Origin of the sequence: Mesorhizobium sp. M1A.T.Ca.IN.004.03.1.1, assembly GCF_003997555.1 — a bacterium.
Classification (GTDB): Bacteria; Pseudomonadota; Alphaproteobacteria; order Rhizobiales; family Rhizobiaceae; genus Mesorhizobium.
In genome coordinates, this window is record NZ_RZTV01000002.1 from 537,890 (window position 1) to 560,469 (window position 22,580).

Genomic DNA, 22,580 nt, shown 5'->3' on the forward strand with positions numbered 1-22,580 from the left:
GGCGGCCTCGGAATGCGCTGGGAGTGGGCTTTCCCTAGTTGCCGGGCCGGCAAGCGTCAAGGCAGGGCGCCGCATCGAGGAGAGGTTGAAGCTTTGCCGGCGGGTGGCCCATTGCCGGCCGCTCACGCGGGCCGTTTGCTTCGGCGAGCCGCAACGACAAAGGTTCCCGCCATGCTCGGTCAACTCACCGTCCGCCCCGTCACCCAGCAGGATTACGAGCAGTGGCTGCCGCTCTGGGACGGCTACAACGAATTCTACGGCCGCTCGGGCGAGACCGCGCTTGCCGGCGAGATCACCCAGATGACCTGGTCGCGCTTTTTCGACGCTTACGAGCCGGTGCATGCTCTGGTGGCCGAGCGCGACGGCAAGCTTCTCGGCCTCGTCCATTATCTCTACCACCGCTCGACCACGGCGATCGCCCCGAACTGCTATCTGCAGGATCTCTTCACCTCACAAGCCGCGCGCGGCCACGGCGTCGGCCGGGCGCTGATCGAAGGCGTTTACGAGCGCGCCAAAGCCGCGGGCTCGGGTCGCGTCTACTGGCTGACGCATGAGACCAACCACACCGCCATGCAGCTCTATGACAGGATCGGCGAGCGCTCGGGGTTCGTCGTCTACCGCAAGATGTTTTGAAAACGTTGCGGGGCTCCCAAGGGCCCCGCCAAACTGCAGAAATGTGCGCCTCAGCCCTTCGGCGCCGCGGGCGGGACCGGTTTCACCTTCGGCGTTTCCTGCGCCGTGTTGGACTCGATCGGCGGCAGGCCCTTCAGCAGCTTCTGCTGCAAGGTGGCGAGCACATCCGGGTCCGGCTTCAGGTCGCGTGCCTGGGTCCACTGGAAGGTCGCTTCCAGCTTGCGGCCGACGCGCCAATAGGCGTCGCCCAGATGGTCGTTGAGAACCGGATCCTCGGGCTTCAGCGACACGGCGCGTTCCATTTCGCGCACGGCGTCGTCGAAGCGGCCGAGGCGGTAATAGGCCCAGCCAAGCGAGTCGACGATGTAGCCGTCGCTTGGCCTGAGATCCACGGCCTTCTGGATCATCGCCAGGCCTTCCTTGAGGTTCGTGTTCATGTCGACCCAGGAATAGCCGAGATAGTTCAGAACCTGCGGCTGGTCGGGCTGCAGCTCCAGCGCCTTGCGGAAATTGGGCTCGGCCTTCGGCCATTCCTTCAACCGCTCATAGGCGATGCCGCGCTGGTAGAAGATGTTCCAGTTGGCGGCAGTCGGCGTCTTCAGCTGTTCGACCGCCTTGTCGTAGAGATTGGCAGCCGAACGGTAGTCCTCCTTGGAGGAGTAGACGCCGCCAAGCGCCAGGTAGCCGCGCATGTCGGTCGGGTGCGCATCGACATAGCCCTTGAGATGCGCGATGGCTTCGTCGTGACGGTCGATATCGGCAAGGTTCAGGCCAAGCTGCAGCTCAGAAAGCTCCTTCAATGGCGAGGAGGCCGGAATGCGCCGATAGAGCGCGATCGCGCCTTCGCCGTCCTTCAGCTGCTCGGCGACGGCGGCGAGCTGCACGAGGGCGGCGTCGCTGTCCGGCTTCAGCGCCAGCGCATATTGCAGATAGAGCCTCACGAAAGGCTCGCCGCCGCCACGGTTGAGCGCGGTGGCGAGGTCGAGCAGGATTTCCGAGGCGCCGTCGGCCGGGGTAGCGACCAGGGGCTCGATCTTGTCGCCTTTGCTGATCCTGTCGCGCAGCGTGGTGATTTCGAGCTTGCCAGGCGCGAAGGCTTCGGCCTGGTTCAGCACCGCCATCGCCTTTGTCTTGTCGCCCTTGCGGGCGAGGAACGAGGCATAGGCCTGGGCATTGCGCATCCACGTCTCGGGCGCGGAGCCGCCGGCGGCGGTATCGGCCAGGGTGGCGGCGTAGATCTCATCGGCCTTGGCGGAAAGGCCGGCGGCGTCGGCGATGAGGGCGCGATGGAAGGACTTGAACAGGCCGAACCAGTCCGGCCCCTTCAGCTTGTCGATCGAAGCCATCGCCTCGGAGGCATCGCCCGCGCCTTCCTTGGCCCAACCGTCCATGACGCCGGAGAGCAGCCGGTCGAGATCGGATTCGAGCGACAGCTTCAGCCAGTACTGAGCCTTGGCGTAGTCCTTCTTGTGGAAGGAATCGACGGCAAGCGCCAGACGCGAGAAGCGCTCGACATCGGGAACTTCCTTGAGCTTGTCGGCATAGACCAGCGATTCCTCGAAGCGGCCCTGGGCGACCAGCGCCAGCATGAGGCTCTGCTGCAGTTCGGTGTCATTGGGGGCAAAGGCCAGGGCCTGCTTGTAATAGGCGATGGCATTGTCGAGATCGTTGTCGCTTTCGGCAATATGGGCGGCAAGATAGGCGCCCGAAAAGGACGTGATCTGGACCGGTTGGGAGTTTTCCTTGGCATGGGCAGGCAGCACCGACAGCGCCACACCCGTTAAAAATGCCAGCCTCGTCAGCCAGCGCGCACGTCCTTGCCGCATTGTATCCCTTTCAGCCAGACGCGATCCCCCCTTGGCGGACCGCCCACAGAGTCATGTTTTCCCGACAAAGCATGGCCTTTTTGGGGTCAGGCTTCAATCCGCAGCGAATCACAATGCAATCATCGGGCTTAAAAAATACGGCGTTTGTCCAAAAAGTCCGGCGCGGGAAGCCGCAGACAGCGCCGCCTAAAGACGCGTATCTTGGAATCCGCTGAGGGCAACCGCGCTGCACAGGTCGGACCATTCGCAGCCCGAGCACGCCTGACGCGTCAGGCCGGCGGAAAACGCCTTGCGCATCGGCGCCAGGCTGGAGGCATCCAACACGAGCCGGTCGCCGGCCCGGACGGACCGGCCGAGGAGAGCGCCGACGTCGCGCGCCGCGAGCCCGTCGCGCTCGGCGGCGCCTTCGCCCAGGCAGTGCGGCTCGGGCTCGACCAGCATCGGGGTGCAGATGTCGTCCGGCCCGGACACGATCAGGACCGCCTCGCCGTCGCCCAGCCGCTTCACCACCTTGTCGTAATTGGCGGTGAAGGCGGGCGAGTAGCCTTTGCCGACATAGGTCAGCAGGCAGAGCAGATGGTGGGCGCGCAGCCTGACAGTCATTGCGTCTTTGACGAGCGGTCGCGCGGTTCGGCCCGATAGGTGGAAAAGAGCTTCAGCGTCGCGGCGCCCAGCGCCGACTTCAAGAGGCCGCCGACAATGAAGGGCAGGAAGCCGAAGGTGATGGCCTTCTCGGCGCCGATCATGGCGGCAAGCCAGGCCGTGCCGAGAACCAGGCATAGAAGATTGCCGATGAGCATGGCGGCGAAGGCAAGCATCACCCGATTGCCGTTCCAGCCGCGCTCGGCCAGCCAGCCGACGATCGCACCGACGATCGGGAAGGAGAAGAGATAGCCGCCGGTCGGGCCCATAAAATGCTGCACGCCGGCCGCACCGCCGGCCAGAACCGGGAAGCCGGCGGCACCCTCGACAAGCCAGGCCGCGATGGTGAGCGCGCCGAAGCGCCAGCCATAGAGCGCACCGACCAGCGTCACCGCGAAGGTCTGCATGGTCACCGGAACCGGCACCATCGGCACCTCGATGTAGGACGACAGCGCCAGGAACAGCGAGCCGAGGACGACGGCGCCGAACTGCCAGGCAACGGAGCGGCTGTGCAGTTGGAGCGGGCTGAAGGAAGACTGGCGGGTCGAAACGGCGATGTTTGTCACGGTGAGGTCCCTGGTTGAGTTGAAATTATAGATAATTCCTGCAATCGATCTATTATCGAATCCATATTTTTGCGGAGATGGCAAGCGCTGCCTTGCGGAGGGCAATGGGCTGAGCCATTCATGGGCAATCGGGGCGCCCAAAACCGACATTTGACTGCCATTGAGCGCAGAAAGGCAGCTGTGTCTGCGTTCTCGCGCTAGCCGACGATGGCGAAGGCGTCGCGAGTCCTGCCGGAAGCGGTCTTGACCGGTTTTTGGCCGATCCATTGCACATGCCGGCCGAGCGTGGCGGCGGCCGATTCCGTGTTGCCTTGCCTCAGCGCGCTCAGGATCGCCCGGTGATCCTGATCGGTGCGGGTCTCCCATTCGGAGCGCCAGGCGGCGAACAGGAAACGCGCGCTTGCGGCATGCAGGTCGTCGATGGTGGAAAGCAGGCGCGGCATGTTGCAGGGCGTCAAGATCAAGCGGTGGAAGGTGCGATTGGCCTCCTCCCAGGAGCGGACATCGCGGGATTTGTCGCCCGCCTTGGTCGCCTCCTCGGCGCGGTCGAGGATCGCCGGCGTCAGATGCGGCGCGGCGTGGCGCAGCGCCAACACTTCGAGCGCGGCGCGCATCTCGGCCACTTCCCTGACCTCGCCGAGATCGAAAGCGGCCACACGCACGCCGCGGCGCGGCTCGCTGATCGCCAAACCCTGCGCCTCGAGGCGGCGGAAGGCCTCGCGCACCGGCACGTGGCTGGTGCCGAATTCCTCGGCGACATGATCCTGGCGCAGCCGCGATCCGGGCTCGATAGCGCCCGAAATGATGCGGTCCGCCAGTTCCTTGCTGATGCGGACGGCGATCGTGTCCTCTGTGGTGGCCATGTTTTATAGATAATTTGCTGAGCTGCCGTTTGTCGAGACGGCCAGAGCGGAATCACAGGCGCCCGCCCGGCGGACGCCAGGCGATGCCAAGGAGAACCGACAGGCGCTCAGTTGACGCGGCTGATGCAGAAATCGATGACGTCGATCAGCGCCGATTTCTGCGGCGTCGCCTCCAGCGGCGCGAGCGCGTCGCGGGCGATCTCGCCGAAGTGACGGGCGCGGCCAATCGTGTCGGCGATGGCGCCATGGCGGGTCATCAGACCGATCGCCTTTTCGAGCCCGGCATCGTCGGCGACATTTTCCTCGATGGCGCGCTTCCAGAAGGTGCGCTCGGCCTTGGTGCCCCGCCGATAGGCGAGGATCACCGGCAGCGTCACCTTGCCCTCGCGGAAATCGTCGCCGACATTCTTGCCGAGATCCTTGCTGGAGCCGCCATAGTCCAGCGCGTCGTCTATGAGCTGGAAGGCAAGGCCGAGATTCATGCCATAGGAGCGCAGCGCCGCCCGGTCGGTGCGGGAAGCGAGCGCGATCACCGGACCGACCTCGGCGGCGGCCGAGAACAGGGCGGCGGTCTTGGCCTTGATGACGGCGAAGTGCTCGTCCTCGGTGGTCTCCAGATTCTTGGCAGCCGCAAGCTGCATCACCTCGCCCTCGGCGATGATGGAGGCGGCGCTCGACAGGATGTCGAGAGCCTCCAGCGAGCCGACTTCGACCATCATGCGAAAAGCCTGGCCGAGCAGGAAGTCGCCGACCAGCACGCTCGCCTGGTTGCCCCAGATCATGCGCGCCGTCTTCTTGCCGCGGCGAAGCGCGCTCTCGTCGACGACGTCATCGTGGAGCAGCGTCGCGGTGTGCATGAATTCGACTGCGGTGGCGAGCTTGACGTGCCCCTCGCCCGCATAGCCGAACATCTGGGCGGCGGCGAGCGTCAGCATCGGCCGCAGCCGCTTGCCGCCGGACGAGATCAGGTGGTTGGCGACCTCCGGGATCATCTCGACGTCGGAGCCGGCCTTCGACAGGATCAGCTCGTTGACCCGTCCCATGTCGGCTGCCGTCAGGTCGATGAGATCCTGGATGGAAGCAGGTTCCCGCTTGCCTTCGATATTCAGAACGACACCCACCACGATCACTCCCGTCTCATTGACGCGCCCGACAACACCCTGGTCCCGGTGGGACTCTAGGTCGGCACAACCGCGCACGGCAAGAGGCGAATTGGCGCGGTTTGGCTGGCGCTGGGCTGCCCTGGCGTTTACATGAGCGCCGCAACCTGCGATTTTCATTCCATGATCGAGCTTGTCCGCACCAACGACGCCGTCCTCATCTCCTTCGTCGAATCGCTCATGCGCGACGCCGGCATCGCCTGCTTCGTCGCCGACCAGAACATGAGCGTGCTCGACGGATCGATCGGCATCCTGCCCAGGCGCGTCATGGTCGATGCCGAGAAAGCCGATGCCGCGCGGCGCATCCTGAAGGATGCCGGCATCGAGAACGAGATCCGCCGGCAATAATGGCAGCATCAACCGCCCTCGTCCCGGACACGCCGGCCCACACGGTCGACGCCTTCCATCGCGGGCGCTTCTGGCTGGTGCAGCCGCGACAAGGCCACCGTGCCGGCATGGACGCCATGATGCTGGCTGCTGCCGTCCCGTCCGGCTTTTCCGGCCGGCTCGCCGATTTCGGCGCGGGCGCCGGTGCGGCGACGCTCGCCGTGCTGTCGCGCTGCCCTGAGGCACACGCGGTTCTGGTCGAGCGTTCCGCGGAGATGGCGGCCTTTGCCGCCGCCACGCTTGCCCACCCCGGCAACGCGCATCTCGGCGACCGCGCCTCGGTGCTTAAGGCCGACGTCACGCTTGCGGGACGGGCACGGCACGGAGCCGGACTTGCCGACAATTCGTTCGACTTCGTCGTCATGAACCCGCCCTTCAACGCGGCACAAGACCGCGCCACGCCGGACGCGCTGCGCAGAGAAGCGCATGTCGCGGAGGACGGCCTGTTCGAGCGCTGGATCAGAAGTGCGGCCGCCGTCGTCAAGCCGCGCGGCGGACTGGCGGCGATTGCGCGGCCGGAGCAGCTTGTCGCCATCCTGGATGCGATGGAAGGCCGCTTCGGCGATGCCGAGATGCTCTGCGTGCACCCGCGCCCAGACGCGGCGGCGATCCGCATCGTCGTCAGGGCGGTGCTCGGCGCGCGCGGAAAACTGTCGATCCGGCCTCCGCTCACCTTGCACGGCGCATCCGGCAACGAGCCGACGGAGCGGACCGAAATGATCAACAACGGGCTGGCGTCGCTGTTCGGCGATTGATCAGAGGCCGGCGATGCGGCATTGCCGTTGCGCGGCGAATTCCTACATGCCCGGGAGCAAGGATGAGGTCTGACCTTGCTCTAGCATCTCTTGTGGAGACAAGCTTTCGTGAAACGCTTCTTCAACCGCCTGCTGCCGAAATCCTGGCGCTCGACAGTCGTCACCATTCCGGTCATCAGGCTGCATGGCACGATCATGCCCGGCGGCGGCCAGTTACGGCCAAGCCTGTCGCTCGCCTCGACGGCCGGGCTCATCGAGAAAGCGTTCGGCTTCGACGCGCCGGCGGTTGCGATTTCGATCAACTCGCCGGGCGGCTCGCCGGTGCAGTCGCGGCTGATCTTCAAGCGCATCCGCGACCTGGCGGCAGAGAAGGATAGACGAGTGCTCGTCTTCGTCGAGGATGTGGCGGCCTCCGGCGGCTACATGATCGCAATCGCCGGCGACGAGATCTTCGCCGACCCTTCCTCGATCGTTGGCTCGATCGGCGTCGTCTCCGCCTCCTTCGGCTTCCCCGAGCTGATGAAGAAGATCGGCATCGAGCGGCGCGTCCACACCGCGGGCCAGAACAAGGCCGTGCTCGACCCCTTCAAGCCGGAAAAGAGGGAAGACGTCGAGCGGCTGAAAGCCTTGCAGCTCGAAGTGCACGAGACCTTCATCGATCTCGTCAAGGAACGGCGCGGCACCAAGCTCAAGGACGACCCGGATCTGTTCACCGGACTGTTCTGGACCGCCAAGAAGGGTCTCGAGCTCGGCCTCGTCGATGCGCTGGGCGACATGCGCAGCGTGCTCAAGACCCGTTTCGGCGAAAAGACGCAGCTCAGGCTGATCACCGCGCCGCGCGGGCTTTTCGGCCGTTTCGGCTTGTTCGGATCGCGTTTTTCGGCGCCGGACATCGCCGCGGCCGCGGCCAGCGGCGTCATCGATGCGGCGGAAGAGCGCGCGCTGTGGGCGCGCTTCGGGCTTTGAAAAAGCCATGATTGCGTCTAGCATGGCCGCTTGACCGACCCATCCGGCCGGCCTTGCCGCGAGAAACGCGGGAGGAGTTGTGAGATGCCGCAGATCATTTTCTTCGTTGTCGTCGGCGCCGCCGCCTATTTCGGTTATCGCGCTTTCGTACGCGAGGCCGAGCGCGTGACGGCCAAGATCCGGCGCACCGAGAAGCAGGCGGCCAACGGCACGATGGGAACGCTGGTCAAGGATCCGAAGACCGGCGAGTACCGTCTGGCCAAGGACTGAACACCATCTCGCCAGCAGCCGACATTCTGGAGGCCGAGGCCAAGTCCCGGACATGGCTTGCGCCTGCCAAGATCAACCTTGCGCTGCACGTCACCGGACGGCGCGCCGACGGTTATCACCTACTCGACAGCCTTGCCGTGTTCACGCGCTTCGGCGACCGGCTCGAGATCGAGCTGGCGCAAGACGATGCCTTCTCGGCGTCTGGTCCCTTCGCCGCCGGTGTGCCAATCGATGGCGACAATCTGGTACTCAAAGCGCGCGACGCGTTGCGGCGGGAAGCCGGCGCGCAACAGGCGCCACCAGTCGCCATCCGGCTGGAGAAGAACCTGCCGGTCGCTTCCGGCGTCGGCGGCGGCTCGAGCGACGCGGCGGCGGCGCTCAACGGCCTTTCGCGCCTCTGGGAGCTCGACATCGGGGAGGCGGGGCTGGCGCGGATCGGGCTGACGCTCGGCGCCGATCTCCCGATGTGCCTCAAGGCAAGGCCGCTCATTGCGCGCGGCATCGGCGATGAACTGTCGCCGCTGACGGAGTTTCCGGCGCTTGCGCTGGTCCTCGTCAACCCGGGCGTCGCCGTTTCGACACCCGAAGTATTCAAGGCGCTTTCCGGACCTGACAATGCGGCATTGCCGCCGCTGCCCGGCCGGCTCGATTTTCACGGCATACGCAATTGGCTGGACACGACACGGAACGATCTCGAACCTGCCGCTCGCGCTATCCAACCGGCGATTGGCGATGCGCTCAAGGCGCTGAAAAAAGCGGGAGCCGCCTTTGCCCGCATGTCGGGCTCCGGCGCTACCTGCTTCGGCCTGTTCGAGACTGGCAATGTCGCCAAGCGCGCGGCGATCGACATCCGCCGCCGCCATCCCGGTTGGTTCGTGGCCGCGACGCGCAGCATGGAGACCGACTGATGGCCAACGAAAGCCGCCCCTTCATCCCGGTGCGCATCGCGGTGCTGACCGTTTCCGACACGCGCAGCCTGGCCGAGGACAAATCCGGGCAGATATTGGCCGACCGCATCGCAGAGGCTGGCCATATACTGATGGCTCGCGACATCGTCACCGACGACCGCGAGAAGATCCGCGAAAAAGTGCTCGCCTGGTCGAGGGATGAAACGGTGGACGTCGTTATCACCACGGGTGGCACCGGCTTCACCGGCCGCGACGTAACGCCGGAAGCGCTGGAGCCGATTTTCGAAAAGCGCATGGACGGCTTTTCGGAAGTCTTCCACCGGATTTCCTATGACAAGATCGGCACATCGACGGTCCAGAGCCGGGCGACCGGCGGCGTCGTCAACGCCACCTTTATCTTCGTGCTGCCGGGCTCGCCCGGCGCGTGCAAGGATGCTTGGGACGGCATCATCAAGGCGCAGCTTGACTACCGGCACATGCCCTGCAACTTCGTCGAGATCATGCCGCGGCTGGACGAGCACCTCAGGCGCCGCGGCAAGCCGGAGTAGCGGCCCCGTCCGGCTCAGCGGATGACCGGCTCGCCGTGGAAGCGGCGGCGCGACGGCCGCGAGACGCCGAAGCCGATTTCCATCATCAGCCGCGGCGTATGCGCCGGCACCGTTCCCATATGGAAGCCGAACGGATCCTCGACGAAGCCGAGGCCCGCCTCGCCCGTCAGCGTCACAGGGCTTTCCGGACCGTAGACGTCCAGCACGTCTTCCGCGGGGTGGCCGACCAGAAGCGTGAGCTGGTGCTTGAGCGCGCGGCGCCTGTGGCTGCCGCGGACATAGACATGCGGGCCGGTGCCGGCGTCGACCGGCACCAGATAGAAGAAGAATTTCAGCATCCGCCAATCGTCGAGATCGAAATGGTATTTGCCGAGCGAGGCGAGATTCTTGTCGGCATCCGAGGCCTTGCCGGTCGGAAAGCTCCACCACACGCGCGTCGTGATCAGTTTCGCCTGGCCGCCGAGATAGTGCTGCGCGACCTCGAGGAGCAGCGGATCCCGCTGGATGGCAAGCGCCGCCGGGCAATCGAGAATGCGTTCGAAATAATGCCCGCTGAGCAGCGAGCGGCCGAAACGCTTCTCCGCCTCGGCATGGTCGCCCGGCATGAATTCGAGACGGCGGTCGAAATTGCCGAAACAGGGCGTGCGTTGCGCAAAAACGGCGATCTCCTCATGGATCGCCGACGGCAGCGTGAACCCCGAAAACAGTCCATCGGAGCGAAGCGCCGCGACCACCGCCTCGCGATCGACGCCGGCAAACATCGTCTCTCCCGCATTGTCGAGCGGGCGAACGCGTCTGGCGCCTAGCCAGTGCATGCGGCGCCCCGGCATGGTGCGCGCCAGCACGAACATCGGCAGCCAGGCCGGATTTTCGCGTAGATCTTTCAGATAGGTCGGGATGCGCACGGCGATGCGCCTGAACAGGCTGCCATTACGAGCGATCGCCTCCAGGCTGGCCGCGCCTGAATTGTCTGGAGTACCAAGGTTCATCGGGTTCCTCGTATGCATGGCGTCCGACGAAGCGCCAGCCGTCTGCCGCTTCATCGTCACCCAATCCCGATTGTCCCGCTTCAAGCAGATGCTAATCCACTGCAGGTTTTTGTGCAATGCACAATAGAATGGGCCGGCAAAGTTCGCGGCCTTTTTCTCTCTTTTCGCCTTCTGGAGAGAAGGAGGGCATGCGCTCACTTCGGCGGCGCCACCCAGATTTCGGCAATCAGCCTTCTGGTGGCGAGGCCGCGCGCCAGGGCTTCGGCGCTGCGGGCGCTTTTCGCCAGCACCGTGGCCTGGCGCTTGCTGATGACAAGCCCTTCCTCCAGAGCCCGGTTGCCCGAAAAAACCCGGACCAGAAACGGCGTGCGATTGCCGCGGACGCGTGAAAAACGCGCCGGCATCGTCTGCCTCGCCGCGTGAGCGACGACGTCGTCGATCCAGCCTTCGGCGAGCCGGGCGCCGGGTTCCAGAAGCAGGAGCCAGTCGCCCTTGGCCTGGCCGATGCCTGTTGCGATGCCGCCGGCGACAAGGTGGCAGCCGGCATGCTCGGCGACGCGATGCGTCTGGTCGTTCGAGCCGGTGTCGCAGACGATGACGTCGCGCACCACGCCCTCGACCGCGCCGCCGATCAGCGAGGCCAGCGTGCGGGCGAGGCCTTCTTCGTCGTTCCTGGTTTCGATGAGGACGCTGAGCATTTTAGCCGAATAGCGGAAAGCGCGGCGCTGCGCCAGATGCGCGTTCTGAACGAAAAAGTTCTTGCTTTGTTCTCGTTGGCAAAATAGGAATAGTTTCATGAACAGAGCGATTCGACAGCCTGCCGAGAGTCCCTGGGAGAGGGCGAAAATGGAACAGATCGTGCGCGCCGACATTGCCGCTTTCGGAGCAGGCAGAGCCGAGATGGCAAATGCAATGATAGACCAGAGCGGCATGCGCGTGCGGCCGGACCGCAATCGCGGACGCTCCGCGGGCATCAATCCGTCCGGCCGCTTCGAGCCGGTCAGCCGGCATGTGTTCGACGATGGCTGGAACTCGCTGGAGGAACTGCCGCCGTTCAAGACGGAGGTGCAGGTCGAGAAGCCGCGCACCATCATCACGCGCAACGAGTCGCCGGACATTTCCTTCGATCGTTCGATCAATCCCTATCGCGGCTGCGAGCATGGCTGCGTCTACTGCTTTGCCAGGCCGACGCATTCCTTCATGGGCCTGTCGCCGGGGCTCGATTTCGAATCGAAGCTCTTTGCCAAGCCCGATGCGGCGCGAATGCTGGACAGGGAATTGTCGAAGCCCGGCTACCAGCCGCGCACCATCGCCATCGGCACCAACACCGATCCCTATCAGCCGATCGAAAAGCAATACCGCATCATGCGCGAGATCCTGGAGGTGCTGGAGGCGCGTGGCCATCCGGTCGGCATCGTAACCAAGTCGGCACTGGTGACGCGCGATATCGACATCCTGTCGCGCATGGCCGAGCGCGGGCTCGCCAAGGTGGCGCTGTCGGTGACGACGCTCGACCGCATGCTGGCGAGAACCATGGAGCCGCGTGCCTCGACGCCGACAAAGCGGCTGGAAGCGATAAGGCAGCTTTCGGATGCCGGCGTCCCCGCCTCGGTGATGGTGGCGCCGATCATTCCCGGCCTCACCGATCCGGAGATGGAGCGCATCCTCGATTCGGCGCGCGCCGCCGGCGCCAGGGAGGCAGGCTATGTCGTGCTGCGTCTGCCGCTCGAGGTGGCGCCGATCTTCAAGGACTGGCTGTTGCGCCATTATCCGGATCGCTACCGGCATGTGATGTCGCTGATCCGCTCGATGCGCGACGGCAAGGACTACGATTCGGAATGGGGCAAGCGCATGAAGGGCGCCGGACCCTATGCCTGGCAGATCGGCCGGCGCTTCGAGATCGCCGCCAAGCGGCTCGGCCTCAATGCCGAGCGGCGGCAGCTTCGGACCGACCAATTCGTCGCAGGCTCCGGCGTCGGCGAGCAGTTGATGCTGCTGTGAAGATGATGCCGGCCGCGAAGGCCGGCGGCTAAGGCAACTCGGGAGGCAGAGTTTTGCGCCCGGATTGCGATCCGCTAACCCTCTGTTTTGATGTAACTTCGTACGGAAGGCCCGCTACGCACTCTTCCTGGAATTGCTCAAGAATCCCGTCCGGCCCAGTCCCCCGGCCGTGAGACGGTGCCCTCCCGGTCCGACGCCCCATCCGACCCGGAGGGACTTGCGGAGAATCGGAGCCGATGCGAACCTCGCCGCACCATGGCTCGCGCGCGTTCCGATTCTCCGCTTCTCTTCGAAATGGTCGAGAAGCCCGACTTCTCGATTGAAACGAAAGCGATGGCCGAGGGGCTGTGGCCGGTAGCGGGGATGGACGAGGCGGGCCGCGGGCCGCTTGCCGGTCCGGTGGTGGCGGCGGCCGTGGTGCTCAACCCGGCCAACATTCCCGAAGGGCTCGACGATTCCAAGCGCCTCACCCATCTGCAGCGCGAGGCGCTGTTCCTCAAAATCCTGGGCTCGGCGCTCAGCGTCTCGATGGCCTCGATCAGCGCCGAAGGCATCGACAACAGCAACATTCTGAAAGCCAGCCTGGAAGCCATGCGCCGCGCCGCCGCCGGACTGTCGCTGCCGCCCAAACTGGCGCTGGCGGACGGCCGCGACGTGCCGCCAGGGCTCACCTGCGAGGGACGCGCGCTGATCAAGGGCGACCAGCGCTCGCAATCTATCGCCGCCGCCTCGATCATCGCCAAGGTGATGCGCGACCGCATGATGTGCGGCTGCGGCGGCCATCATGAGCATTACGGCTTCGAAATGCATATGGGCTACGCGACGGTCCGCCACCGGACCGCGATCGAGGCGCATGGCCCGGTGGCGCGACTGCACAGGGCGTCGTTCGCACCGTTCCGGTTTGGCGGCGTCGAGGTGGCGGAAGCGGAAGAGAGCTTCGAGGGAATAGATTAATCTTCCCTCTTGAAGGCAGGCTGAGAGTCGTCGCGCGTGAAGCACCGACGCCCTCTTTAGTCGCACAAGGGGTTGAGCTCTACGCGCAACGACCCCCTCTGTCGCCTTCGGCGACATCTCCCCCTCAAGAGGGGAGATTATTCGCGCCCAAAACAAAAAAGCCGCCGGGTTGCCCAGGCGGCTTCATGTCAGCAACGGCAGAGCCGCTCAGTTCAGCTTGGCCTTCACGTCCTGCAGCGCCGACTTGAACAAATCGGCGCCGGCCTTGGCGTCGACCTTGGCGGCAAGCAGCGCACGGGCGGCCTCGACGGCGATGTCGACGGCGCTGGCACGCACCTCGCCGATCGCTTCGCGCTCGGCCTGGCTGATCTTCTGCTCGGCAAGCGCCGTGCGCCGGGCGACGTAGTCCTCGGTCTTCTTATGCGCCTCGGAAGCAAGGAGCTCGGCCTCGCGCTTGGCGGCGGCGACGATGTCGGCGGCCTCCTTCTCGGCTTCCTTGCGCTTCTGCTGGTATTGGCCGAGCAGCTGCTGGGCCTCTTCGCGCAGGCGGCGCGCTTCCTCGAGTTCGCTGCTGATCTTGGCCGCACGGGAATCGAGCGACTTTGCGAGCATGCCCGGCACCTTCAGATAGATGACGGCGCCGAGGAAGATGATCAGGGCAATGGTGGCCCAGAGCGTGGCAAGTGATGTGGCGTCCATGATGGCCTCCTCACCGGGTCGCGGATTTGACCGCGGCCGAAATCTCGGCCTTGTCGGTCTTGCCGCCGACCAGCGCCTCGACGATGGCCGACGTGGTGTCCTCGGCGATCGTGCCGACTTCCTTCATCGCCTTGGCCTTGATCGAGGCGATGCTCGCCTCGGCCTCGCCGAGCTTCTTCTCGAGTTCCGTCTCGAGCTTCTTGCGCGTGCTTTCGGCTTCGCTCTTGGCGGCGTCGCTCGCCTGCTGGCCGATCTTGTTGGCGTTGGCCTTGGCTTCCGCCAATTCCTGCTCATAGGCGGCAACGGCAGCGTCCGCCTCGCCCTTCAGCCTGGCGGCGTGGTCGAGATCCTGGGTGATGCGATCGTTGCGGACATCGATGATACCGCCGATGCGCGGCATCACAACCCGCTTCAGGAACAGATAGAAGAGCCCGAAGGTGATGACGAGCCACAGGATCTGCGACGGGAAGGTCTCGGCATTGAACGGCGGGAACGTGCCATGCTCCTCGGCAGGCACGGCGGTGCCCGCATGCGTATCGCCCTCGGCCGTGGCCGGCGCGGATTCTTGCGCAAAGGCAGATGTCACGAACATCTCATTCCCCTGTCCATACGGCGGGGCCGCACCATGCGGCCCCTTTCGTCAGCGCGTGGTTCTTACCTGAAGACCAGCAGCAGCGCGATGAGGAGCGAGAAGATGCCCAGCGCTTCGGTCACGGCGAAGCCGAAGATCAGGCGGCCGAACTGGCCGTCAGCGGCCGACGGGTTGCGGAGCGCACCCGAGAGATAGCTGCCGAAGATGTTGCCGAGGCCGATGCCGGCGCCGCCCATGCCGATGCAGGCGATACCAGCGCCGATAGCAGCTGCTGCAGTTGCGTCCATTTCAAAACTCCTGTGGTTTTCGTAATCGTTGCGGTTGGTACGTTGGGTATGCTGGCGCCGGGGCGCCGGTGAAAATCGATCAGTGGCTCGGGTGCAGAGCGTCGTTCAAATACATGCAGGTCAGCACCGCGAAGACGTAGGCCTGCAGGAAGGCGACCAGCAGTTCCAGCGCCGTCAGGGCAACCGCCATGGCGAGCGGCAGGACCGAGCCGGCGATGCCGACCGCACCCAGCGCGCTGAGGCTGACCACGAAGCCCGAAAACACTTTCAGCGTGATGTGGCCGGCCAGCATGTTGGCGAAAAGACGAACGGAGAGGCTGACCGGACGCGAGACAAAGGAAATGACTTCGATCGCCACCACCAGCGGCATCAGATAGCCAGGCACGCCATGCGGCACGAACAGCTTGAGGAAGCCGAGGCCGTGCTTGGCGAAGCCGTAGACGATGACGGTGCCAATGACCAGGATCGCCAGCGTGAAGGTGACGATGATGTGGCTGGTGACGGTGAAGAAATAAGGGAACAGGCCGATCAGGTTGGCGACCAGCACGAACATGAACAGCGAGAACACCAGCGGGAAGAACTGCATGCCCTGCTTGCCCGCCGCATCGCGCAGCATGTTGCCGACGAACTCATAGGCCATTTCCGAGACCGACTGCAGGCGGCCAGGAATGAGGGCGCGGCTGGCGGTGCTCATGTAGAGGAAAGCGGAAGCGACGGCGATCGTCACGACCATGAACAGAGCGGAGTTGGTGAAAGAAATGTCGTAGCCGCCGATATGAAGCGGGATGATCGGATGGATCTGGAACTGGTGGATCGGATCGACCTGGTCAGCAGCAGCCACTTTAAATCCCCGTCAAAGCCGCAACCGGCTTCTTAAGTTTCTTTCGCGCCTTGCGGCGCCTTACCTCAGTCCTTCGGTTCGGGCGGCTTGCCGCCCTTGCCGAATTCCGGTGCAAGTCCCGCCGAACGCAGGACATTGAGTATACCGGCGCCAAAACCCAGCAGCAGGCCGACGATCAGACCCCAGGGCGCGATTCCCGCCAAGCGGTCGATGATCCAGCCCAGGCCGACACCAACCACCACTCCGGCGATGAACTCGCTGGACAGTTTCAGGGCCTGACCGTAACCGGTCGCAGCTTTCGCTTCGTCTTTCCCCTCGAGCCGGTCCGTGCGTCTTGATGCAAGCGATGCTTCAAGCTCGCGCCGGCGGCGCTCAAGTTCGTCGTCGCGGATGGTGGCTTCTGGCTGCCTGCCGCGGCCGGTTTCTCCGGTTCCGTCTGGCCCGTTTTTGTCGGCCATCGCAACCCCCCTGCCCGGGCAGACGATCACCGTCCGTCCGCTTCTAAAGTCGCCGGCAACATAGTTAGCGGGTCCGCGCCCGTCAAGCCACGGGCCGAACTTCAAAGCGATGTATTTTCCGCTTTCAAATCAATGGCTTATCCGGGTGCGACATCGTGCCCGTCACGCCTGTGCGAGGACTCGGCGCGAATCCGGGAGGCAAGCCGCTCCGATCGATGCGCGCAGCAAGCGAGAAAGAGCGTCGCCGCAGGGTGCCGATCAAGCGGCTCAGTTCGAGCCGCCTAAACGGCTCAGCTCCAGCCGCCGCCATAGGTGCGATAGAAGATATGCAGGCCGATCCTGGTCATGCGCTGCATGGCGCGCGCCCAGCCCGGATGGACGTAATTGGCGTAGTAATGCGTCGAGGATCCGACCTCGGGGATGAAGATCTTGCCGGCGGTCACCGCCATGGCGACATCCTGGGCGGTCTTGTACGCAACCGCGTCGTTGATGCGCTTCTTCCTGCCGTCGCAGGCGAAGGAGAACTGGCAGCGGTTGAACCAGTTGTCGTTCTGGTAGACGACACCGCAGATCGTCTTCGGATAGGCAGGGTTGCGGACGCGGTTTAGGATCACCTGCGCCACCGCGGCCTGGCCGCGCACCGGTTCGCTGCGCGCCTCAAAATAGATGCCCTTGGCGAGGCATTCCTGTTCCGGCTTGGAGAAGACGGCCGCCGGCAGCGGATTCTGCATCCAGGCGTGATCCCCCTTGCCCATTGGCGGAATGAAGCGGCCGTCATTCGGATCGTCCTGCAGCAGAGCCTCAAAGGGCGAGGCCTTGGCATAGTCCGGCGCCGACTGGGCATAGGCGGTGGCGAGGATGTCCGGCTTGTCGTTGTTGACGAGAGCGATGAGAGCCGCCGGCAGATCCGGATCGGGCTTCTTGTCCTCGCGGATGTGGAAGGCCTGGGCGATCTGGATTTCCTTGCCCTTGATGCCGGGCTTGGCGAAAGTCAGCTTCAGGCCGCTGTCCATCGCCGGACGGAGCAGCGAGGAGGTACGCTCGAAGATGGAGCCGGCGCTGAAATTCTTCGGCGGCGCAACCGGCGACACCTGGACGAGGCGGCCCTTCTTGTCGGCGCGCACGACGCGGTCCTCATCGGGCGTAGCGCCGGCGACATTGCCCTTGCCGCGGAGCGCCACCGTGCCGACGCCAGGCAGGTCCACGCCGGAGCCGGAGATCGAGCCCGTGGCGGCCGAATCGACGAACGGCATCTCGGCGGCGTGCACCGAGCCGGCGACGGATTTTTCGACATAGGCATTCCAGCGATGGCTGGGCGACTCCAGCCCGGACACGAGGCTTGCCATATCCTGGTAAGCGACGACGGACGGAAAGCCGACCCAGAAGCCGAGCCCCAGAACCAAAGGAGGAAGGAAGGAACGTTTATTCGCAACGGCGGCGGCGACGAGCCGCGTAAGAACGCGTCGATGCACGGAACTCTCCAGAAACGCTACTGACCCCGGAGAGCCAAAATGAAGCATTAACCTTGATGGGGGGTTAACGGCACCGATCGTGTTTTTTTCATGTTGCAGATAAGCCGGCCTCCGCCAGCTGTGGAAAGCCGGCGAAAACGTCAGGCCGTGCGCAGAAAAATCGGCCATGCGATCGCCGCGCAGATCGCGGCCGCCAGCCACACGCCCGGCCATGCGAAGAGAAGCAGAAGCCAGGGAATGGCGATCGGCACCAGGCAGAAGCCGACAAAGACCAGAGTGTTGGCGAGGCTGAGCGCGGTGCCGACATGGCCGGCACCGGCAAGTGTCGCAAGCTCGGTATAGGCAACGCCATGCCAGGCCGATACGCAGATGCCGGCTACGATCACCATAAGGGGCAGGAGCAACAGCAGCGACGGCTGCCTGGCCGCAGCGATGGCCAGAACCCATAGCACCAGGAAGGCCAGCGCGCTCAGCGCGCTGCAGAACCTCAGGAACGGCCTTCGGTTGCGGTGGCGGTCGGTGTAGCGGCCGCTCCAGACACGCATCACCATGGCGCCCGTCTGCACGGCGGCGAGGGTGGCGCTGGTCACCCATGTGCCCGTGCCGGCAAAGTCGTGCAGGAAGACGGAGGCAAAGGTGAGCACCGCCACCTGCGGGAAGCAGAGCAGGCCGATGGCTGCCGAGATGCGCCAGACCTCGATGTTGCGCAGCGGCGCCGGGCCGGTCGTGACGGCGGCGGCATGCGCGTCGCCTTGCGTCGGCGGTTCGTGCAACCAGCGCCGGGCAAAGCAAGCCGAGAGCGCGGAGAGAGCCGCCAGCAGGCCGAAGACGGCGGCGAAGCCGAAGCCCAAGGCTAGCCACGGCAGGACGAGCGCGCCGAGCCCGCCGCCAAGCGGCACCGCCGTCTGCCTGATGCTCATGGCGAAGCCGCGCTCGTCTTCGCCGAACCAGCCCATGATGGCGCGGCCGCTGGAGCCGTTGACGCTGCCGCCGAGCAGGCCTGCAACGAGCAGGCTGGCCGAAAGCAGCACGACACCGGGAGCGGCTGTTTTCGTCGGCACGACGAGGATTGCCATGGCAAAAAGCCACATGGCGGTCGCGCCGAGCCCGGTCAGCAGCACGCGGCGGTCGCCCCAGCGGTCGGTAAGCACGCCCCAGGGCAGTTCGCTGAGCGCCACGCCGAGGCCGAGCAGACCGAGCGCAGCGCCGAGCGAGGCATTGTCGAGATGGTAACCCTGGCGCATCACCACAGCCGTCGCCGGGATGCCGGAGAAGGTAGCGGAGAAGCCGGCATTGGCGGCGACGCCGATGCCGAGCACTTTCCATCGATGGGTGGGCCCGAAGGCGCGGCCAGCCGAAGCGGCGGCGCCTGCCGCGGGCCGACGGCAATCGTTGCGAGTTACGATGGCGGACATGATCTCGTATTCCCTCTGCGCCGGTCGATCGGTCTTGACCGGTCGGATGTAGCGCCATAGCTTCATCCAGAAAATCAGCAAGTTTTTGATCGATAATCCTGAAAATAAGGACGATCTCATGCGACGCGTCACATTCGACCTCGACGTGCTCAGGACCTTCGTCACCGGCATGGAGCTTGGCAGTTTCGCCAAGGCGGCCGAGCGGCTCGGCCGCTCGACCTCTGCCGTCAGCGCGCAGCTGAAGAAGCTGGAAGAACAGGCGGCGACCCCGGTCTTCCGCAAGGCGGGGCGCGGCCTGGCGCTTACCGAAGCCGGCGAGACGATGCTCAGCTATGCGCGGCGTCTCATCGAGCTCAATGACGAGGCGGCCTCAGCTATCCGCGACGTCGAGCTGGAAGGCTGGGTGCGGCTCGGCCTGCAGGAGGACTTCGGCGAGGCCGTGCTGCCGGAGGTGCTCGGCCGGTTTGCCCGTGCGCATCCCAAGGTCCGGATCGAAGCGCGGATCGGACGCAGCCATGAGCTCGCCGAGCGCGTCGTCTCAGGCAGCCTCGACATCGCGCTGGCCTGGCACGACGGCACGATCCTGCCCTACAGCCGGCATGTCGCCGAGGTGCAGGCGCGCTGGATCGGCCCGGCGAAACCGATGCAAGCCGGCCACGATGGTGAAGCGCTGCCGCTGGTGTTGTTCGAGGCGCCATGCCTGCTGCGCACCGTGGCGACCGAGACGCTCGACCGCGCCGGCCTCGCCTGGCGCATGGCGTTCTCGAGTCCCAGCCTCGGCGGCATCTGGGCGGCGGTCGCCGCGGGTCTCGGGCTGACGATCCGCACCGATATCGGCCTGCCAGCCACTGTCAGGGCGATCGCGCCGGGCGTGCTCGGGCTGCCACTCCTGCCGATGATGGCGCTGCATCTGCACCAGAAGGATGCCGAGCTCGATCCGGTGGCGGCACGGCTGGCAGAGATATTGCTGGAGGCGGCGCTGGATACGCTGCCGGAGGGAGCGCGTTTCGGCGAGGGCTTGCGAGCGGTCGCGTAGGATTCCACGCTATTCTTCATCCTCGAGCGGAGCAAGGAGCGAAGCGACACGGCACAGACCCGTGAATGACGACGGGAGGGGCGCTGCCGACCCTTTCCCACAAAGGGCTCAGCGCTTCTTCGCCCGACCTGCGAAAGGATTCTCCGAGGTGCGCAGCGCCATGCGGATCGGCACGCCGGGCATGTCGAAAGCCTCGCGCAGGCTGTTCGAGAGGTAGCGGACATAGGATTGCGGCATCGCGTCCGGGCGCGAGCAGGAGACGACGAAACCCGGCGGCCGGGTTTTTGCCTGCGTGACATATTTGATCTTCAGCCGGCGGCCGGCGACGGCGGGCGGCGGATGATGCGCCAGAATGCCTTCCAGCCAGCGGTTGAGCTTGCCGGTCGAGACGCGGCTGTTCCAGACCTTGTGCGTCTTGATGACGGCGTCCATCAGCCGATCGAGGCCGCGCCCGGTCTCGGCAGAGACCGTCACCGCCTGAATGCCGCGCACTTGGGGAAGCAACCGCTCGGTCTTTTCGCGCAGCTCGGCCAGAAGCTCCTGCGGGTTGTCGATCAGGTCCCATTTGTTGAAGGCGATCACCGGCGCGCGGCCCTCGCGAATGATCAGGTCGGCGATTTGCAGGTCCTGCTTCTCGAAGGGGATGGTGGCGTCGAGCACGATGATGACGATCTCGGCGAAGCGGATAGCGCGCAGGCCATCCTGCACCGAAAGCTTCTCGAGCTTTTCCTGGACTTTGGACTTGCGCCGCATGCCGGCGGTGTCGAACAGCTTTATCCGGCGGCCGCGCCAGTCCCAGTCGACCGAGATGGAATCGCGGGTGATGCCGGCCTCGGGTCCGGTCAGCAGCCGCTCCTCGCCGATCAGCGCATTGATCAGCGTCGACTTGCCGGCATTGGGGCGGCCGACCACGGCTATGCGCAGCGGCTTGGTCTCGTCATAGGCCGGCTCGGCGTCGGGGTCGGCGATATCCTCGCCGATAAGCACCTCGCTCACGGCGATCTCATCGCCCGGCTGTTGCGCGTGCTCGCCGAAGGCGCGTTCCTCGCCGAGTGCCGCGATCACCGCATCGCGCAGATCGGGCATGCCTTGGCCATGCTCGGCCGAGACGGGGATCGGCTCGCCGAGGCCGAGTTCCCAGGCTTCCAGCATGCCGCCTTGCGCGCCTCGCGCTTCCGCCTTGTTGGCCACCAGCACCACCGGCTTGCCGGATTTGCGGACCACGTCGGCGAAGGTCCGGTCGTCGGGCATCAGGCCCGACTTGGCATCGACGGTGAAGAAGATCAGGTCGGCCTCGCGGATGGCGATCTCGGTCTGCTGGCGCATGCGGCCGGGCAGCGTCGAGGCCGCCGCATCCTCGAAGCCGGCGGTGTCGATGACGTCGAAGTGAAGATCGTAAAGCTTGGCGGCATGGACGCGACGATCGCGCGTCACGCCCGGCGTGTCATCGACAAGCGCCAGCTTCTTTCCCACCAGCCGATTGAAAAGAGTCGATTTGCCGACGTTAGGCCGGCCGATGATGGCGACTTTGAACGTCATCCGGGGTCACGAAGCGTTGCCCGACCCGCGGATCAGCTCGGACATCAACTGCGCCCGCTGGCGCGCATTGCGCGGGGCGCCGTCATCCGAAGCGATCTGGTCGAACAGTTTCAGCGCATCCGCCGACTTGCCTTCCTTCCAGGCGGCAAGGCCGAGCGCCTCACGCGCCGAGCTGCGCAGCGGATTGGTGTCGGCGGTGAGCGCCTCGACACGGCTGGAGACATCGGCAAACGAGCCGTGGTCGACCAGCAGCAGCGCCGCTCTCAATCGCGCCATGTCGCGGATGCCTGCGGGAATGGCGCTGTCGGCCGCGACCGCATCGAAATCCTTGACGGCGGCGTCGACGTCTCCCTTGTCGGCCTTGACGGTCGCGGCCCGCATGCGGGCGAGCAGCGGATAGGCGCCATAGCCATCCTTTTCCAGCTGATCGAGAGCGGCGATCGCCTCGTCGTTCTTGCCGTCATTTGCGAGCTTGAGCGCCTGCGAGAAGGCATCGCCCGACCGGTTGGCGCGGGTCTCGTCCCAGTAGCGGTAGCCGACGAAGGCGGCTGTCGCCACCACGATCAGGATCGCGGCACCGAGCAGGGCCGGACCAAAGCGGTCCCACAGCGCCTGCGCCTGCTCGCGACGAATCTCTTCGTTGACTTCGCGGATAAAACTGTCGTCCGACATCAATCAAAAACCATTGCGGCCCCGGAACGGAGCGCTTCTTGAGCCCCGCGTTTTAGCGAAATTTCGTCGGCATGGAAGGGGGATCGCCGGAAAATCGGCGG

General features: G+C 65.2%; 26 protein-coding genes. 10 read left to right on the top strand and 16 right to left on the bottom strand.

The genetic code is table 11. The features are described 5' to 3' along the window. The first annotated feature begins 171 nt into the window (after nt 1-171). Nucleotides 172-633: a GNAT family N-acetyltransferase gene (locus EOD29_RS08525; RefSeq protein WP_095823827.1), complete on the top strand. Its 462-nt coding sequence runs from the start codon at nt 172-174 to the stop codon at nt 631-633. Nucleotides 634-683: 50 nt separating this feature from the next. Here EOD29_RS08525 and EOD29_RS08530 read toward each other — a convergent pair whose 3' ends face one another. The 5 genes from EOD29_RS08530 to EOD29_RS08550 form a co-directional block, all read right to left on the bottom strand. Beyond that, a complete protein-coding gene (locus EOD29_RS08530) occupies nt 684-2,459 on the bottom strand; it encodes a tetratricopeptide repeat protein (protein WP_127246437.1) in 1,776 nt (591 codons plus the stop codon). Nucleotides 2,460-2,645: 186 nt separating this feature from the next. Beyond that, the gene (locus EOD29_RS08535) at nt 2,646-3,062 is read right to left on the bottom strand and encodes a DUF1284 domain-containing protein (protein WP_127216086.1); all 417 of its coding nucleotides are present in this window, start codon (nt 3,060-3,062) and stop codon (nt 2,646-2,648) included. Then, on the bottom strand, nt 3,059-3,667 hold the full coding sequence (locus EOD29_RS08540) for a biotin transporter BioY (RefSeq protein WP_095830456.1): 609 nt from the start codon (nt 3,665-3,667) through the stop codon (nt 3,059-3,061). Before EOD29_RS08540 ends, EOD29_RS08535 begins: the two co-directional genes overlap by 4 nt. 197 nt (nt 3,668-3,864) lie before the next feature. Beyond that, complete coding sequence (locus tag EOD29_RS08545) at nt 3,865-4,530, bottom strand: GntR family transcriptional regulator (RefSeq protein WP_095800918.1); 666 nt, start codon at nt 4,528-4,530, stop codon at nt 3,865-3,867. Nucleotides 4,531-4,637: 107 nt separating this feature from the next. Continuing rightward, nucleotides 4,638-5,651 carry a polyprenyl synthetase family protein gene (locus EOD29_RS08550; RefSeq protein ID WP_095801112.1) on the bottom strand — a complete coding sequence of 338 codons (1,014 nt, stop codon included), beginning with the start codon at nt 5,649-5,651 and terminating at the stop codon, nt 4,638-4,640. Nucleotides 5,652-5,813: 162 nt separating this feature from the next. Between EOD29_RS08550 and EOD29_RS08555 the strand changes: the two genes are divergently transcribed. The 6 genes from EOD29_RS08555 to moaB all read left to right on the top strand — a co-directional run bounded on the left by EOD29_RS08555 (nt 5,814) and on the right by moaB (nt 9,524). Further along, nucleotides 5,814-6,038, top strand: coding sequence for a DUF2007 domain-containing protein (locus EOD29_RS08555; RefSeq protein ID WP_066999078.1), 225 nt, complete (start codon nt 5,814-5,816; stop codon nt 6,036-6,038). Next, the gene (locus tag EOD29_RS08560; protein ID WP_164763716.1) at nt 6,038-6,832 is read left to right on the top strand and encodes a methyltransferase; all 795 of its coding nucleotides are present in this window, start codon (nt 6,038-6,040) and stop codon (nt 6,830-6,832) included. The genes EOD29_RS08555 and EOD29_RS08560 overlap by 1 nt, the downstream gene beginning before the upstream one ends. Nucleotides 6,833-6,940: 108 nt before the next feature. Next, the gene (locus EOD29_RS08565) at nt 6,941-7,798 is read left to right on the top strand and encodes a S49 family peptidase (protein ID WP_127241485.1); all 858 of its coding nucleotides are present in this window, start codon (nt 6,941-6,943) and stop codon (nt 7,796-7,798) included. Between the two features lie 84 nt (nt 7,799-7,882). Continuing rightward, a complete protein-coding gene (locus tag EOD29_RS08570) occupies nt 7,883-8,068 on the top strand; it encodes a hypothetical protein (RefSeq protein ID WP_066999017.1) in 186 nt (61 codons plus the stop codon). A 26-nt stretch (nt 8,069-8,094) separates the two neighbouring features. Then, nucleotides 8,095-8,976 (top strand): 4-(cytidine 5'-diphospho)-2-C-methyl-D-erythritol kinase, encoded by an 882-nt coding sequence (locus EOD29_RS08575; RefSeq protein WP_127246438.1) that lies wholly within the window; start codon nt 8,095-8,097, stop codon nt 8,974-8,976. Next, nucleotides 8,976-9,524 (top strand): molybdenum cofactor biosynthesis protein B, encoded by a 549-nt coding sequence (gene moaB / locus EOD29_RS08580; RefSeq protein WP_095823831.1) that lies wholly within the window; start codon nt 8,976-8,978, stop codon nt 9,522-9,524. The genes EOD29_RS08575 and moaB overlap by 1 nt, the downstream gene beginning before the upstream one ends. A gap of 14 nt (nt 9,525-9,538) precedes the next feature. Here moaB and EOD29_RS08585 read toward each other — a convergent pair whose 3' ends face one another. Both EOD29_RS08585 and EOD29_RS08590 read right to left on the bottom strand, forming a co-directional pair. Next, nucleotides 9,539-10,513, bottom strand: a complete 975-nt coding sequence (locus EOD29_RS08585; protein ID WP_095823933.1) for a hypothetical protein — start codon at nt 10,511-10,513, stop codon at nt 9,539-9,541. Between the two features lie 194 nt (nt 10,514-10,707). After that, nucleotides 10,708-11,211 (bottom strand): glycosyltransferase, encoded by a 504-nt coding sequence (locus EOD29_RS08590; protein ID WP_127246439.1) that lies wholly within the window; start codon nt 11,209-11,211, stop codon nt 10,708-10,710. A 148-nt stretch (nt 11,212-11,359) separates the two neighbouring features. On the opposite strand from EOD29_RS08590, the gene EOD29_RS08595 reads away from it, so the two are divergent. Continuing rightward, nucleotides 11,360-12,514 carry a PA0069 family radical SAM protein gene (locus tag EOD29_RS08595; protein WP_127246440.1) on the top strand — a complete coding sequence of 385 codons (1,155 nt, stop codon included), beginning with the start codon at nt 11,360-11,362 and terminating at the stop codon, nt 12,512-12,514. A gap of 255 nt (nt 12,515-12,769) precedes the next feature. Then, entirely contained in the window at nt 12,770-13,468 is a 699-nt protein-coding gene (locus tag EOD29_RS08600; protein WP_067327805.1) for a ribonuclease HII, read from the top strand. 207 nt (nt 13,469-13,675) lie between these two features. Here EOD29_RS08600 and EOD29_RS08605 read toward each other — a convergent pair whose 3' ends face one another. The 7 genes from EOD29_RS08605 to EOD29_RS08635 all read right to left on the bottom strand — a co-directional run bounded on the left by EOD29_RS08605 (nt 13,676) and on the right by EOD29_RS08635 (nt 19,232). After that, nucleotides 13,676-14,167 carry a F0F1 ATP synthase subunit B gene (locus EOD29_RS08605; RefSeq protein WP_066999035.1) on the bottom strand — a complete coding sequence of 164 codons (492 nt, stop codon included), beginning with the start codon at nt 14,165-14,167 and terminating at the stop codon, nt 13,676-13,678. A 10-nt stretch (nt 14,168-14,177) separates the two neighbouring features. Continuing rightward, the gene (locus EOD29_RS08610) at nt 14,178-14,759 is read right to left on the bottom strand and encodes a F0F1 ATP synthase subunit B (protein WP_067327804.1); all 582 of its coding nucleotides are present in this window, start codon (nt 14,757-14,759) and stop codon (nt 14,178-14,180) included. Nucleotides 14,760-14,821: 62 nt separating this feature from the next. After that, the gene (locus EOD29_RS08615; RefSeq protein WP_066999040.1) at nt 14,822-15,046 is read right to left on the bottom strand and encodes a F0F1 ATP synthase subunit C; all 225 of its coding nucleotides are present in this window, start codon (nt 15,044-15,046) and stop codon (nt 14,822-14,824) included. A gap of 79 nt (nt 15,047-15,125) precedes the next feature. Then, a complete protein-coding gene (locus tag EOD29_RS08620) occupies nt 15,126-15,887 on the bottom strand; it encodes a F0F1 ATP synthase subunit A (protein WP_066999043.1) in 762 nt (253 codons plus the stop codon). A 65-nt stretch (nt 15,888-15,952) separates the two neighbouring features. After that, nucleotides 15,953-16,345, bottom strand: coding sequence for an AtpZ/AtpI family protein (locus EOD29_RS08625; protein ID WP_127246441.1), 393 nt, complete (start codon nt 16,343-16,345; stop codon nt 15,953-15,955). Nucleotides 16,346-16,635: 290 nt separating this feature from the next. After that, nucleotides 16,636-17,817, bottom strand: coding sequence for a cell wall hydrolase (locus EOD29_RS08630; RefSeq protein ID WP_066999048.1), 1,182 nt, complete (start codon nt 17,815-17,817; stop codon nt 16,636-16,638). A gap of 140 nt (nt 17,818-17,957) precedes the next feature. Beyond that, nucleotides 17,958-19,232 carry an MFS transporter gene (locus tag EOD29_RS08635; RefSeq protein WP_127246442.1) on the bottom strand — a complete coding sequence of 425 codons (1,275 nt, stop codon included), beginning with the start codon at nt 19,230-19,232 and terminating at the stop codon, nt 17,958-17,960. A gap of 118 nt (nt 19,233-19,350) precedes the next feature. On the opposite strand from EOD29_RS08635, the gene EOD29_RS08640 reads away from it, so the two are divergent. After that, the gene (locus EOD29_RS08640; RefSeq protein WP_127246443.1) at nt 19,351-20,268 is read left to right on the top strand and encodes a LysR substrate-binding domain-containing protein; all 918 of its coding nucleotides are present in this window, start codon (nt 19,351-19,353) and stop codon (nt 20,266-20,268) included. Between the two features lie 108 nt (nt 20,269-20,376). Here the strand turns inward: EOD29_RS08640 and der are convergent, their stop codons facing one another. After that, entirely contained in the window at nt 20,377-21,807 is a 1,431-nt protein-coding gene (gene der, locus EOD29_RS08645; RefSeq protein ID WP_127246444.1) for a ribosome biogenesis GTPase Der, read from the bottom strand. Nucleotides 21,808-21,813: 6 nt separating this feature from the next. Next, nucleotides 21,814-22,479 carry a tetratricopeptide repeat protein gene (locus EOD29_RS08650; protein WP_066999055.1) on the bottom strand — a complete coding sequence of 222 codons (666 nt, stop codon included), beginning with the start codon at nt 22,477-22,479 and terminating at the stop codon, nt 21,814-21,816. Nucleotides 22,480-22,580: the final 101 nt, after the last annotated feature.